This window comes from Paramesorhizobium endophyticum, from assembly GCF_014640615.1.
GTDB lineage: Bacteria > Pseudomonadota > Alphaproteobacteria > Rhizobiales > Rhizobiaceae > Paramesorhizobium > Paramesorhizobium endophyticum.
In genome coordinates this window covers 1-13,655 of sequence record NZ_BMHH01000007.1, presented here as the reverse complement: position 1 = coordinate 13,655, position 13,655 = coordinate 1, and the positions used below count along the sequence as shown (strand labels likewise).

The window sequence follows — 13,655 nt, the reverse complement described above, 5'->3', positions numbered from 1 at the left end:
CGTAACCACCCCCATCCGTCTGCTCCGCAGCCACCTTCCCCGCAAGGGGGAAGGAGGATGCGAGCCCGCATCCATCAAAAAGTGAAAACTCTTAAATTGCTCTAAGGCAGCATGCCTCATTGAAATTCATCGCATCCTGCTCTAGAGCGGTTGCCAATATGCGGACCTGATTTCCGCCCCCAATTTTGCGGCCCTGTCGCTGGCCGCGCGAAACCCGTCATGGAGCACCCTTATGGCCACGAACAAGGCGCGCGCGCCGCATTTGCTTATTGTCGAAGCCCGGTTTTACGATGATCTGGCCGACGCACTGCTCACCGGCGCCAAGGCGGCGCTCGATGAAGCGGGTGCGACCTATGATGTGGTGACGGTTCCCGGCGCGCTCGAAGTCCCGGCGGTCATTTCCTTCACCCTCGATGGCGAAACCGATTATGACGGCTTCGTCGCGCTGGGCTGCGTTATCAGGGGCGAGACCTATCATTTCGACATCGTTGCAGGCGAATCGGCGCGCGCGCTGATGGATCTCTCCGTCGAGGAAGGCATCGCCATCGGCAATGGGATCCTGACGGTGGAGAATGAGGAGCAAGCCTGGGTTCGCGCCCGCCGCGAGGATGGAGACAAGGGTGGGTTCGCCGCCCGCGCCGCGCTGACCATGATCAAATTGCGCGAAAAACTGGGAGCCTGACGAAATGGCTTCTACCCCCGAAGGCCGGCCCGCTCACCGACCGGCCAACAAGCGCGGCGCCGCCCGTCTCGCCGCCGTACAGGCGCTCTATCAAATGGATGTGGCCGGCACGGGCGTGCTTGAGGTCGTCGCGGAATACGAGGCCCACCGGCTCGGCAAGGAAGTGGACGGCGCGCAATATCTGGAAGCCGACCCGCAATGGTTCCGCGCGATTCTCTCGGGCGTCGTCACCGACCAGCTGAAGCTCGACCCGATGATCCGCGATGCGCTGACGGAGGATTGGCCGCTCTCACGCCTCGACTCCACCCTCCGCGCCATCCTTCGTGCCGGCTGCTGGGAACTCAAGGACCGCAAGGACGTGCCGACCGCCGTCATCGTCTCGGAATATGTCGATATCGCCAAGGCGTTCTTCACCGAAGACGAGCCCAAGCTCGTCAACGCGGTTCTCGACAGGCTTGCCTTCCGGATACGTGGCGAAAGCCGCGGGCAAAAGGGCGGGTAGACGCTGGGAGTTTTGTGAAATGGGTGTCAGAAATTATCTTATCGAAGGCGTTTCTGGCACCGGCAAGACCTCAGTCTGCGATGAACTGAGCCGACGCGGCTATCACGCCATTCATGGCGACAGGGAATTGGCCTATCAGGGCGATCCAGAAACCGGCGAGCCTTTGGACGGATTCACCCATGAACATCATATTTGGGATGTTGATAAGGTCACGGCTTTGGTGGCGGGCCAAAGTCATCAGGCGTCGTTCTTTTGCGGCGGATTCAGGAATTTGAACTGTTTCATTGATCTGTTCGATAGAGTTTTCGTTCTTGAAGTTGATTTAGATACCTTGCACCGCCGCCTTGCCGCTCGACCTGAAAGCGAGTTTGGCGGGAAGGCAAGCGAACGGGAATTCATTGCGCGACTACATGCCACCAAAGAGGGTGTCCCAAAGAACGCAATCACAATCGACGCTACGGCTTCGCTTGCCCGCGTCGTTGATGAGATTTTGGCAATCTGCAACTAAGTTGCCGCCGCTAGTCGTATGGGAGGATTGATGCAGCTTCAGGGATCGAGCGTAGCGCTCTCAACAGACCGCCTTGTGCTACGCAGTTTTGTAGAGAGTGATTTTCCTGGCTATGCCGCGTACCACTCTCTACAGGACGTTTATCGTTATCTCTATAAAGCGCCTCCAACTGGAGACGCTTTGGTGGAGAAGTTCTTAAAAATACTCAGTGCCTCATTCACGCAGGACGGTGATATTTATCGACTGGCTGCTGTGCGGAAAGATGATGAAGCCTTGCTTGGGGAAGTCTTGTTGAAGCTGGCGAGCAAGGATGCGCTGCAAGGCGAGGTTGGATATGTCTTCAATCCCACCTTTGCCGGAAATGGATATGCGACAGAGGCAGTCGCGGCGGTGATCGGCATAGGATTTTCCGAGTTCGGGTTTCATCGAATTTTCGCCCGGCTGGATGCGGCGAACAAAGGCTCGGTCGGGGTTGTGGAGCGTTTAGGTTTACGTCGCGAGGCTCATTTGATTGAGAACGATCGCTTTAATGACGTCTGGGGCGATGAATACATTTATGCCGTCCTTGCTAAGGAATGGAAGTCGCGGGCCGTTTCCACCGCTCCGGCGTGGTGAAGTCCTAAGACGCTGATCAGATTAAGCGTGATAAGTCAGGAAAATCCCGTGTCCCACGCCCTAGCCACAAGCCAGCCCTCCGCCGAAACCGAAGCCAAACGGACCGCCTTCATCCTGGCGGTGGCGCAGGCTGTTGTCGGCAGCGCCTCGCCCATCGCCATCTCCATGGGCGGGCTGGCGGGTTATTACCTGCTGGAACTCGACAAATCCCTCGCCACCGCACCCGTCACCGGCTTCAGCATCGGCACCGCATTGGGGATGCTCCCAGCCGCCGCGCTGATGCGGCGGATCGGGCGGCGGCATGGCTTCATGGCCGGGGCGGCGGTGACGTCGCTGGGCGGCATCGTCGCGGCGCTCGCGCTGTTCCGGGGCGATTTCTGGCTGTTCGTCGCGGGGCTGCTCGGCATCGGCCTCGGCAGCGCCTTCGTCCAGCAATACCGCTTTGCCGCCACCGACGATGCGCCGTCCGCCTTCAAGCCCAAAGCCGTGTCCTGGGTGATGACGGGTGGCGTGTTCGCCGCCGTCCTTGGCCCCATGGCCGTTATCTACACCCGCGACCTGTTCGAGCCGGTGATGTTCGCCGGAGCTTTCCTCTCGGTTGGCGTTATCGGGGTGGCAGGCATCGGCATCCTGTCACTGCTGCGCCTGAAAAGTCATGTCGCGACGGTGGTGGAGGAAGATAGCCTGCCGGCCCGTCCGCTCAAGACCATCATTTCCCAGCCGCGCTTTTTCGTGGCGCTTTTCTGCGCCATCGTCACCTATGCGCTGATGAGCTTCGTCATGACCGGCGCGCCGCTCGCCATGGTCGGCTGCGGCCTTTCCACCGACGAGGCGACGCTCGGCATCCAGTGGCACGTGCTGGCCATGTTCGGGCCGAGCTTCTTCACCGGGCGGCTGATCGGGCGCTTCGGCAAGGAGGCGGTGGTCGCCGCCGGGCTTCTTCTGCTGCTCGCTTGCGCGGCTGTCGCGCTCGCCGGCATCGCGCTCTGGAATTTCTGGCTCGCCCTCATCCTGCTCGGGATCGGCTGGAATTTCGGCTTCATCGGCGCCACCACCATGGTGACGGAAACCTACCGCCGCTCCGAAAAGGGAAAGATCGAGGGCCTGCACGATTTCCTCCTCTTCGGCACCGTCGCCATCGCCTCGCTCCTGTCCGGCACGACCCTGACCGCCTATGGCTGGGATGTGCTCAACTGGATCGTGGTGCCCGTGAGCATCGCCTGCCTTGCCGCACTCGCCCTGCTGGCGATACATGAGCGGAGGCAGGTGGTGGAGTAAGAGGCGGAAAGCGTCGGCGCGCCCTAAAACACCTTGACGGCCTACCGCTCAAATCACCCTCACCGACGGCCTGCCCCCGCCCGTCGGCCATGTCGACAGCGCCTGCTCGGCAACGGCCTCCAGCATTTCCCGGCTGAACCCGGCCTTGGCTTGCACCGCCATACCGTGGAGGACGGCCAGAATGAACGCGGCGAGGGCGGCGGGTTTGGCGGTATCGGGTAAATCCCCCTCGGCCTTCGCGCGCTCGAAGCGTTCGCGCAGTTGCGCCTCGCCGGCCGCGCGCGCTTCTATGAGGGCCTGCCGGACGGGCTCCGCCTCATCCGACCCTGCCAATACGCCGTTCACCCCCAGGCATCCCGGATGTTCGGGGTAGCGGGTGTGGAGATCGACGGCGCGGTGGAGAAGATACGCGGCTACGTCCCGCGCCGTGGGGAGCTCAAGCGCCGCCGGAAAATAATTGAGATAGCGCTCGTAATAGCGCGCCAGCACAAGGCGGAACATCGCCTCCTTGTTGCCGAAGGCAGAATAGAGCGCGGGTCGCTCGACACCCGCCGCCGCCGTCAGGTCGGCATAGGAAGCCCCTTCATAGCCCTTGCGCCAGAACACGCACAACACGGCGTCCAGCGCTTTGTCCACGTCAAATTCGCGATGGCGTCCCATCGGCTCAATCCTCTCATTTCATAATGATCATTATTAAATCCCTTGACCACTTCTGTCAAATTTCATACCAATCGTTATCGTAACAATCGTTACTAAAACATGGCATCGCCCCGCAGGGCCTGATCCAGCATCGAAAGGAATATCCATGTCGAAAACATTGAAAGGGAAGGTCGCCCTCGTGACCGGCGGTTCCCGTGGCCTTGGCGCCGTCACCGCGGAAGCGCTTGCCGAGCACGGCGCCGATGTCGCCATCAGCTATGCGGTGTCGGCGGCCAAGGCGGAAGCCGTCGTGGAGAAGCTCAAGGCAAAGGGCGTTCGCGCCATCGCGGTCCAGAGCGACCAGTCGGACCTCTCATCCGCCAGGCCGCTGATCGACCGGGTGATGGCCGAGTTCGGCAGGCTCGACATCCTCGTAAACAACGCCGCCATCGCCATCCAGGGCCAGACCGTGGACGATCCCACACTCGACGGCGACAATTATAATCGCCAGTGGCAGGTCAACGTCATGGGCACAATCGCCAACACGCGCGCGGCGGCCCCCCAGATGAGCGATGGCGGGCGCATCATCTTTGTCGGCTCGGGTCTCGGTTCCGTCGTGCCGTTTCCGGGCGTCGCCGACTATGCCGGAACGAAATGGGCAATTGCCGGATACGCCAAGGGCATCGCCCGCGACCTCGGCCCGCGCAACATCACTGTCAACATCGTCCAGCCGGGCATCATGCCCACTGACATGGCCGCCGAAGTTGCCGGCGAACTCCCCAACCGCGACGCCATCCTCGATATGCACCCGATCCGCCGTATCGCGACCCTCGAGGAAGTCGCCGAAACCATCTGCTTCCTCGCCGGCCCGCACGCAGGGTATATCAACGGCCAGCAGTTGAACATTATGGGCGGCCTGGGGATTTAGGCTTCAAATCGATCCTTTTGAGCCTTGCCGGCCGGTTTGCGCCTTCCCTCCCCCTTGCGGGGAGGGTGGCCCGAAGGGTCGGGTGGGGGTGGTGACGTTTGCGCTAGGGTCTTCGGAGCAAGCGCAAACGTCACCACCCCCATCCGCCCGCTGGCGCGGGCACCTTCCCCGCAAGGGGAAGGAGGGCGCAAAGCGGCCCAGCAGGGCAGAGGGGGCTGTCCCGTCAGCGCCTAAAGCGTTTCACGAACCACCCACCCAGTAATCGCCATAACTATATCTTGACGTCTGCCTTGCTGTTCCGCATCTTTCTTATTGCGGCAGGAGAAATATTTCGTGCTGCTTAAATACTGGCCCGGGAGGAGCTTTGGGTCTGTAAATAATGGAGCATGCCCCTGAACCGAAGGTCAGCGTCAGCAAAAAGTTGCAGACTTTTCGGACAAGGCCATGCGGCTAATAAACAAAAATAATGGGAGTTGGCATGACAGTTCTTCTTCTCGTCATCGCCTGCGGCGCGGCGGCAGTGCTTTATGCCGTATGGGCCACCAGATCGGTGCTCGCAGCCGATCAGGGCAACGCGCGGATGCAGGAAATCGCGGCGGCCATCCGTGAGGGTGCGCAGGCCTATCTCGCCCGGCAATATACGACCATCGCCATTGTCGGCATCATCGTTTTCGCCATCGTCTGGTATTTATTGTCGGCCTCGTCGGCGGTCGGCTTCCTCATCGGCGCGGTGCTGTCGGGCCTTGCGGGCTTCATCGGCATGCATGTCTCCGTCCGCGCCAATGTGCGCACTGCGCAGGCGGCCTCGCGCAGCCTTGCCGCCGGTTTGGAAATCGCGTTCAGGGCAGGGGCCATCACCGGGCTTCTGGTGGCGGGCCTCGCGCTGCTGGGCGTCGCCGTCTATTATCTCGTGCTCACCCAATGGCTGGGCTATCCATCATCGGGGCGCGAGGTGATCGATCCGCTCGTCTCGCTCGGCTTCGGCGCTTCTCTCATCTCCATCTTCGCACGCCTCGGCGGCGGCATCTTCACCAAGGGTGCTGATGTCGGCGGCGATCTCGTCGGCAAGGTCGAGGCGGGCATTCCCGAGGACGACCCGCGCAATCCGGCCACCATCGCTGACAATGTCGGCGATAATGTCGGGGATTGCGCAGGCATGGCGGCGGATCTGTTCGAGACCTATGCGGTGACGGTCGTTGCCACCATGGTGCTCGCCGCGATCTTCTTTGGCGCAAGCCCGATGTTCGAGTCGATCATGGTCTACCCGCTCGCCATCGCCGGCGTCTGCATCCTGACCTCCATCGCGGGCACCTTCTTCGTCAAGCTCGGCGCAAACAATTCCATCATGGGCGCGCTCTACAAGGGCCTCATCGCCACCGGCCTCCTCTCCATCGCAGGCCTCGCCGTCGCCACGTCGATGACCATCGGCTGGGGCGAGATCGGCTCTGTCGCGGGAATGGCGGTCACCGGAAGCAACCTTTTCATCTGCGGGCTGATCGGGCTCGCCGTGACCGGTCTTATCGTCGTCATCACCGAATATTATACCGGCACCGGCAAGCGCCCGGTCAACTCCATCGCGCAGGCCTCGGTGACCGGACACGGCACCAATGTCATCCAGGGGCTGGCGGTTTCGCTCGAATCGACGGCGCTGCCCGCGCTCGTCATCATCGGCGGCATCATCTCCACCTACCAGTTCGCGGGCCTGTTCGGCACGGCCATCGCCGTCACCGCCATGCTCGGCATTGCGGGCATGATCGTCGCGCTCGACGCCTTCGGCCCGGTCACCGACAATGCGGGCGGCATTGCGGAGATGGCGGGGCTCGACCCTGAGGTGCGCAAATCCACCGACGCGCTCGACGCGGTCGGCAACACCACCAAGGCGGTCACCAAGGGCTATGCCATCGGCTCGGCCGGCCTTGGGGCGCTGGTGCTCTTCGCCGCCTATTCGAACGACCTCGCCTATTTCGCCGCCAATGGGGCGACCTTCCCCTATTTCGCCGATATAGGCCACGTCTCCTTCGACCTCTCCAACCCCTATGTGGTGTCCGGGCTGATCTTCGGCGGCCTCATTCCCTATCTCTTCGGCGGCATCGCTATGACCGCCGTGGGCAGGGCAGGGGGCGCGGTGGTGCAGGAGGTGCGCCGGCAATTCCGCGAGAAGCCGGGAATCATGACAGGAACCGACCGCCCGGACTATGCCCGCGCTGTCGATCTGCTGACCAAGGCGGCGATCCGCGAGATGATTATCCCGTCATTGCTGCCGGTGCTGGCGCCTATCGTGGTCTATTTCGGCGTATTGCTGATTTCAGGCTCGAAAGCCTCCGCCTTCGCCGCGCTCGGCGCATCGCTCCTCGGCGTCATCGTCAACGGATTGTTCGTTGCGATTTCGATGACATCGGGCGGCGGCGCATGGGACAACGCCAAGAAGAGCTTCGAGGACGGCTTTGTCGATAATCAGGGGGTGAAGCATCTCAAGGGCTCTGAGGCGCACAAGGCTTCCGTCACCGGCGATACGGTGGGTGACCCCTACAAGGACACCGCCGGCCCCGCCGTCAACCCGGCGATCAAGATCACCAACATCGTCGCGCTGCTGCTGCTGGCGGTGCTGGCGCATTGAACAAAGAGCTCGAGCAGGATGCCCCAACAATTTACCGGGCGTCCTGCTCAAGGAATCGTAGACAAAAGCAGCTGTGCGGTGATTGAACCAGGCGCGCGCATCCGGCGAATTGGCGTCCGGACTGAGGCATGACACAGCCTTGTCTGCGAAGGAGACGATATGATGTGGTGTATACCGCTGATTATCACGCTTGAGATAAAGAAAACCCGCACGGCCTGGATAATCACCGTGCGGATTTATATCGAAATCTAAGCGTCCGGCCTACAGCGTTCCCGCGCTGCAGGCCACTCCTTATATAGGCCAAACATCGTATTTTTACAAGAACCGGCAAGCCTGCCGGGGGCCGATTACCGCCCCGTCGCGGGCATGCCCATCGGCATCTTGCCTGCGCCGGCGAGGATCTGGCCGAGGAAGGTCTGGTCCTTGCCGCCAGTCGGCGTTGTCCGCGAGATGAAGTCGAACACCTTGCCGTCCTGCAGGCCGTAATGGGCGATCCGCTCGACCTTGCCGTCCTTGTTGAAATAGACGGCGAGGATGCGACGGTCGATGGTCCGGGGCGTCAGGAACTGGGCCGGGCGATAGCGCTTCTCGGAGATGTAGTAGAACACCTCATTGTCGAAGGTCGCTGTGGTCGAGGGCGAGCCCAGCGCCAGCAGAACCTGTTCGCGGCTCGATCCGACCGGCACCGTATCGAGCGCCTGCTGGTCGAGCACATAGCCCTGCGTCAGCGTTTCGGCGGGGTTGAGCGAGGCGGCCGTGTTGCACCCCGCCAGGCCGGCCGAAAGCAGGATGGTGCTCGCGATGAGGAATGCCTCTCTCGTCTGGACACTCTTGAAAATCCGCTGCGACAACGACATCTCCATCTTCATCTGTAATCCGGCACTTCCGCCATCGGGTGAACTTCGGTAAACCACCTTGCTTCTGGATGCAACAAGCGCGGGTCCCACCCGGATGATTCTTAAATTATTCAGCCGCAAGGCAAAGGTAAACGAGGCAATTACTCTTGCCGTTTATGAAGCGATCGTGGCAGCGGCGCGGCAGCCGCACTTTTATGCACTGCTTTCTGTGCCCGATACGCCTATCGGGCGCTATGAAATGCTCTCGCTCCACATGTTTCTTGCCCTGCACCGGCTGAAAGGGGAGAATGAAGCGCTCCGCGACATCGCCCAGGAGATAGCCGACGAGTTCTTCAGGGATGTGGATCACTCCCTGCGCGAACTCGGCATCGGCGACCAGGGCGTGCCGAAACGGATGAAGAAACTGGCGCGCATGTTCTATGGCCGCATCGAATCCTATGAGTCGGCCTTTGCGGTTGATAACCGGGAGGCCTTCGCCGCGGCGCTGACGCGCAATGTCCGGCCCGATCTGGAATTCTGGCCGGGCGCTGCGCCGCTGGCCGCCTACGCATTCGAGGCGAAGGATGAGTTGCAGGGCCAGCCGGACGAGGAACTGGCGCGGGGACACATGATTTTTCCCGATGCCGAACGGGCCGCCATACCGGCCTGAACGAGAAGAAAGAAGACGAAGATGAACGACATGTCCGCCCTGAGATTTCCTGTTTCCGTGCAGCATGTGCCGCAAAAGGGACTGACCGTCACGATCAAGGCCGACGACCGGGAGCGCGCCGCCCTTGCCAGTAACCATGGCCTGGAGGAGGTGAAATCCTTCGAGGCGGAGTTCCAGATCATGCCGTGGAAGAAGCGCGGGCTCAAGCTGCATGGCCGAATCGATGCCGACATCGTCCAGTCCTGCGTGGTCACCCTGGAGCCTATCGAAGCCAGGATCGCCGAGAAGGTGGAGACGATTCTCATTCCCGAGGATTCGAGCCTCGCCCGCATCCGGCTCGATGAGAGCGGTGAAATGCTCATCGATGCTGAAGGCCCCGACGTGCCCGAAACCTTTTCCGGCGACCATATCGACGCGGGCGCCATCGCCGAGGAGTTCTTCGAGCTTGCTCTCGATCCATACCCGCGCAAGCCCGGCTTGCCGGAGGAAACGGTCATAGAAGTGGGCAATGCCGAGCCGGAAAAGCCGGTTTCGCCCTTCGCGAAACTCGCGGATTGGAAGAAGTGAGGAGTGGTCCGCGCAGCGGGCAAAAAGCCAACGATTTGGCTTTTTGAGCGACGAACGCCCGAAGCCGTAGCGGAGGGCAGCAGTGAATTGACGAAATTCCTGTTGTCTGCGATTGCAAAACCGCTATTTTCCCCGCGATTGCGGGGATCGGTGCCGGGCGGAGCGGCTGGCGCTGGATTTACGTTAAAGCAAAATGGGCTGGGAAGATTTCCGGCATTCAATAAGCATAATCAGGCGGCTGCAAAGCCGCCGGACCGGGACAGGACAAGAGTGTGATCAGAATCTCGATCGACGCGATGGGAGGCGATTTCGGCCCAGAAGTTGTCATCCCCGGCGCGGCAATGGCGCTTGAGCGCCATCCGGATATCCGGTTCGTCATCTATGGCTTGGCCGATCAGGTCGAGCCCGTTTTGGCGCGTTACCCCAAGCTGCAGGCGGCCTCCACCTTCCATGCCAGCGAGATGGCCATCCGCATGGATGAGAAGCCGAGCCAGGCGCTGCGCAATGGGCGCGGCAAATCCTCCATGTGGCAGGCGATCGAGGCGGTGAAGGAAGGCGAGGCGGATGTCTGTGTCTCAGCGGGCAATACCGGCGCGCTGATGGCCATGTCGAAATTCTGCCTGCGCATGATGGCCAATGTCGAGCGCCCGGCCATCGCGGGCATCTGGCCGACCTTGAAGGGCGAAAGCATCGTGCTCGATGTCGGCGCCAGCATCGGCGCCGATGCGGTCCAGCTTGTCGATTACGCCGTGATGGGCGCGGGCATGGCGCGGGCGCTGTTCGAGATTCAACGCCCCACCATCGGCCTGCTCAATGTCGGCGTCGAGGAGGTGAAGGGGCTCGACGAGATCCGCGAGGCCGCGCAGATGCTGCGCGACACCCAGCTGGATGGTCTCGAATATGCCGGCTTCGTCGAAGGCGACGATATCGGCAAGGGCACGGTGGATGTCGTGGTCACGGAAGGCTTCTCCGGCAATATCGCATTGAAGGCAGCCGAAGGCACCGCGAGGCAGATGGCGCAATATCTGCGCGCCGCGATGAGCCGGACGCTCATGGCCAAGATCGGCTATCTCTTCGCCAAGGGCGCATTCGAGATGGTGCGTGAGAAGATGGATCCGCGAAAAGTGAATGGCGGCGTCTTCCTGGGTCTCAACGGCGTGGTCATCAAGAGCCATGGCGGAACGGACTCGGAAGGCTTTGCCGCCGCGCTGGAAGTCGGCTACGACATGGTGCGCAATGAGCTTTTGAAGAAGATTTCCGCCGATCTCAGCCAGTTTCATGACAGCCGCCCTCTTGCCGCCACGGTTGCAGGCGAGGCCGAAGCCAAGGAACAGCAGTAATTTTGCCGCGGCGAGCTTAAGGCCGCAGGACAGGAACAACCAGAATGATCAGATCCATCGTCAGGGGCGTCGGCTCGGCAACTCCGGCCCGCATCATGAAGAACGCCGATTTCGAAGGAGTCGTCGAAACATCGGACGAGTGGATCGTCCAGCGCACCGGTATCCGCCAGCGCCATATCGCTGGCGAGGGGGAGACGACCGTTTCGCTCGGCGCCGCTGCGGCGCGGGCCGCGCTTGCCGATGCCGGCCTCACGCCCAACGACATCGACTTGATCGTCCTGGCCACTTCCACGCCCAATCACACCTTTCCGGCGAGCGCCGTTGAAATCCAGCGTGAACTTGGTATCACACACGGCTTCGCCTTCGACGTGCAGGCCGTCTGCAGCGGCTTCATCTATGCGCTGACCACCGCCGACCTTTACATCAAGGGCGGGCTGGCACGGCGGGTGCTGGTGATCGGCTCCGAAACCTTCTCGCGCATTCTCGACTGGAACGACCGCACCACCTGCGTGCTCTTCGGCGACGGCGCGGGCGCGCTGGTGCTGGAAGCGGGTGAGGGCAGGGGATTGACCTCCGACCGCGGCGTGCTGTCCGCCAATCTGCGCTCTGACGGCTCGCACACCCAGAAGCTTTATGTCGATGGCGGCCCTTCGACCACCCAGACGGTCGGTCATCTTCGCATGGAGGGCCGTGAGGTCTTCAAACATGCTGTCGGCATGATAACCGACGTGATCGAGGCTTCCTTCGCCCAAACGGGCGTTACCGCCGAGGATATCGACTGGTTCGTGCCGCATCAGGCCAACAAGCGCATCATCGACGCATCGGCCAAAAAGCTCAACCTGGCCGAGGAAAAGGTGGTCATCACCGTCGACCGTCACGGCAATACGTCCGCCGCGTCGGTTCCGCTGGCTCTCGCCACGGCTGTTTCCGATGGCCGCATCAAGGAGGGCGATCTCGTGCTTCTGGAGGCGATGGGCGGCGGATTCACCTGGGGAGCGGTGCTTGTGCGCTGGTGAGGGCGCTTTTAAGCCATAAGGCGGCTTGACCCGGCCGGAAATGATTGTGTAACGTCCTGACCCTGTTACCTTATTGTGAAAAGCTAACCAAGCAGGTTCCGTCATGGGGGGAAAGACTGTCACCCGCGCTGATCTGGCCGAGGCGGTTTACCGCCGGGTCGGGCTTTCGCGAACCGAGTCGGCAGCACTGGTCGAGATGATCCTTGACGAGGTTTGCGACGCAATCGTCAATGGCGAGACGGTCAAGCTTTCCTCTTTCGCGACCTTCCACGTCCGCGACAAGAACGAACGTATTGGCCGCAACCCAAAGACGGGTGAGGAAGTGCCGATCCTGCCGCGCCGGGTCATGACCTTCAAGGCCTCCAATGTGCTGAAGCAGCGCATTCTGGAGGCCCATCAGGCGCGCAAGGCAAAGGCAAAACCGGCTGAGCAGGCGCCGCAATAAGGAAGCCAATGGACAAGAGCCCGGATGCCTTCAGGACCATCAGCGAGGTAGCGGAAGAGCTTAACCTGCCGCAGCACGTGCTGCGCTTCTGGGAAACGCGGTTTACCCAGATCAAGCCGATGAAGCGCGGCGGCGGCCGGCGTTATTACCGTCCGGTCGATGTCGAGCTCTTGAAAGGCATCCGCCACCTTCTTTACGACCAGGGCTATACGATCAAGGGCGTGCAGCGCCTGCTGCGCGAGAACGGCCCGCAATTCGTCATCGCTCTTGGCAATGGCGATATGGCGGCGGTGGAAGCAATTGCGCGGCAAAAGCAGGCTGCCGCGAGGGATGCCGAGGAAGAGGAGGCGAACGCCGTCCTGCCCGCCGGCATCGCGCGCCCGCAGCCCGGCCGCAAGCTCTTCGGACTCCTGAAAGGCGAAGAAGACGGCCCCGTCGGCGCAGACGACAAGCGCCTCTCCAAGGACAACCGAACGCTCCTGCAGGAAGCGCTGTTCGATCTGCTGGAATGTAAGAGGCTGCTGGATCAGGTGCGGTGAAAATATATAAACTTATGTGGGTTGGGCACGGACACGAATGAAAAAGATAGCCGTCACTGCCTTCCTGTTGCTTGTTAGTCCTCAGCTCGTATCCGCCGAAACACCAACGCTGCCGCCCCGCGTTTCCAAGGAACATTACGTGTTATATGTGGCATCCGCCATGGCTGCCGTGCGTTATTGTGAAAGGCTTGAACTCAATTCTCAATATATCGTGGGTTTTGGCGACGCCACGGGCCTCATTGCTCCATTTGCGGAACCTGGTTATCGAGAAAGCTACCAGCGAGAGTTCGAGAGAAGAGAAAAAGAGGCACGAGAAGACCCCCAAAATTACTGCAAGCTTGCCATTGCGATGTTCCATAGGGACGTGAAGCCGAGGGCCGTGCTCGCACCACTGTTAATGAATAAATCGTCGCCCGTGAACTATTCCCATCACGTTGATAGTTTTGTTTAATTTCTCTCTTCCCACCGCTTTG

The 13,655-nt window shown here is 61.1% G+C and carries 16 protein-coding genes; 14 read left to right on the top strand and 2 right to left on the bottom strand.

Features of this window, described 5'->3' with window-relative positions:
- Positions 1-232: 232 nt before the first annotated feature.
- The 5 genes from ribH to IEX53_RS10075 are packed head-to-tail and all read left to right on the top strand — an operon-like array spanning position 233 to position 3,585.
- A complete protein-coding gene (gene ribH, locus IEX53_RS10095) occupies positions 233-682 on the top strand; it encodes a 6,7-dimethyl-8-ribityllumazine synthase (protein ID WP_188824046.1) in 450 nt (149 codons plus the stop codon).
- Positions 683-686: 4 nt separating this feature from the next.
- A complete protein-coding gene (gene nusB / locus IEX53_RS10090) occupies positions 687-1,184 on the top strand; it encodes a transcription antitermination factor NusB (protein ID WP_188824045.1) in 498 nt (165 codons plus the stop codon).
- A 19-nt stretch (positions 1,185-1,203) separates the two neighbouring features.
- Positions 1,204-1,692 carry an ATP-binding protein gene (locus IEX53_RS10085; RefSeq protein WP_188824043.1) on the top strand — a complete coding sequence of 163 codons (489 nt, stop codon included), beginning with the start codon at positions 1,204-1,206 and terminating at the stop codon, positions 1,690-1,692.
- Positions 1,693-1,722: 30 nt separating this feature from the next.
- Positions 1,723-2,307, top strand: a complete 585-nt coding sequence (locus tag IEX53_RS10080) for a GNAT family N-acetyltransferase (protein WP_188824041.1) — start codon at positions 1,723-1,725, stop codon at positions 2,305-2,307.
- 48 nt (positions 2,308-2,355) lie between these two features.
- A complete protein-coding gene (locus IEX53_RS10075) occupies positions 2,356-3,585 on the top strand; it encodes an MFS transporter (protein WP_188824039.1) in 1,230 nt (409 codons plus the stop codon).
- A gap of 48 nt (positions 3,586-3,633) precedes the next feature.
- On the opposite strand, the gene IEX53_RS10070 is transcribed toward IEX53_RS10075, so the two are convergent.
- Positions 3,634-4,245 carry a TetR/AcrR family transcriptional regulator gene (locus IEX53_RS10070; protein WP_188824037.1) on the bottom strand — a complete coding sequence of 204 codons (612 nt, stop codon included), beginning with the start codon at positions 4,243-4,245 and terminating at the stop codon, positions 3,634-3,636.
- Between the two features lie 145 nt (positions 4,246-4,390).
- On the opposite strand from IEX53_RS10070, the gene IEX53_RS10065 reads away from it, so the two are divergent.
- Positions 4,391-5,152 carry an SDR family NAD(P)-dependent oxidoreductase gene (locus tag IEX53_RS10065; protein ID WP_188824035.1) on the top strand — a complete coding sequence of 254 codons (762 nt, stop codon included), beginning with the start codon at positions 4,391-4,393 and terminating at the stop codon, positions 5,150-5,152.
- 466 nt (positions 5,153-5,618) lie between these two features.
- Positions 5,619-7,769 carry a sodium-translocating pyrophosphatase gene (locus IEX53_RS10060; protein WP_188824033.1) on the top strand — a complete coding sequence of 717 codons (2,151 nt, stop codon included), beginning with the start codon at positions 5,619-5,621 and terminating at the stop codon, positions 7,767-7,769.
- 347 nt (positions 7,770-8,116) lie between these two features.
- Here the strand turns inward: IEX53_RS10060 and IEX53_RS10055 are convergent, their stop codons facing one another.
- Entirely contained in the window at positions 8,117-8,620 is a 504-nt protein-coding gene (locus IEX53_RS10055) for an outer membrane protein assembly factor BamE (protein ID WP_373288622.1), read from the bottom strand.
- Between the two features lie 100 nt (positions 8,621-8,720).
- Between IEX53_RS10055 and IEX53_RS10050 the strand changes: the two genes are divergently transcribed.
- The 7 genes from IEX53_RS10050 (at position 8,721) to IEX53_RS10020 (ending at position 13,633) form a co-directional block, all read left to right on the top strand.
- Positions 8,721-9,275: a ubiquinol-cytochrome C chaperone family protein gene (locus IEX53_RS10050; RefSeq protein ID WP_188824031.1), complete on the top strand. Its 555-nt coding sequence runs from the start codon at positions 8,721-8,723 to the stop codon at positions 9,273-9,275.
- A 21-nt stretch (positions 9,276-9,296) separates the two neighbouring features.
- A complete protein-coding gene (locus tag IEX53_RS10045; protein ID WP_188824029.1) occupies positions 9,297-9,842 on the top strand; it encodes a YceD family protein in 546 nt (181 codons plus the stop codon).
- Positions 9,843-10,114: 272 nt separating this feature from the next.
- Positions 10,115-11,182 (top strand): phosphate acyltransferase PlsX, encoded by a 1,068-nt coding sequence (gene plsX, locus IEX53_RS10040; protein WP_188824027.1) that lies wholly within the window; start codon positions 10,115-10,117, stop codon positions 11,180-11,182.
- A 44-nt stretch (positions 11,183-11,226) separates the two neighbouring features.
- Positions 11,227-12,198, top strand: a complete 972-nt coding sequence (locus IEX53_RS10035; protein ID WP_188824025.1) for a beta-ketoacyl-ACP synthase III — start codon at positions 11,227-11,229, stop codon at positions 12,196-12,198.
- A 103-nt stretch (positions 12,199-12,301) separates the two neighbouring features.
- Complete coding sequence (locus IEX53_RS10030) at positions 12,302-12,643, top strand: integration host factor subunit alpha (protein ID WP_188824023.1); 342 nt, start codon at positions 12,302-12,304, stop codon at positions 12,641-12,643.
- A gap of 8 nt (positions 12,644-12,651) precedes the next feature.
- Positions 12,652-13,182, top strand: coding sequence for a MerR family transcriptional regulator (locus IEX53_RS10025; RefSeq protein ID WP_188824021.1), 531 nt, complete (start codon positions 12,652-12,654; stop codon positions 13,180-13,182).
- A gap of 37 nt (positions 13,183-13,219) precedes the next feature.
- Positions 13,220-13,633, top strand: coding sequence for a hypothetical protein (locus tag IEX53_RS10020; protein ID WP_188824019.1), 414 nt, complete (start codon positions 13,220-13,222; stop codon positions 13,631-13,633).
- Positions 13,634-13,655 lie beyond the last annotated feature (22 nt).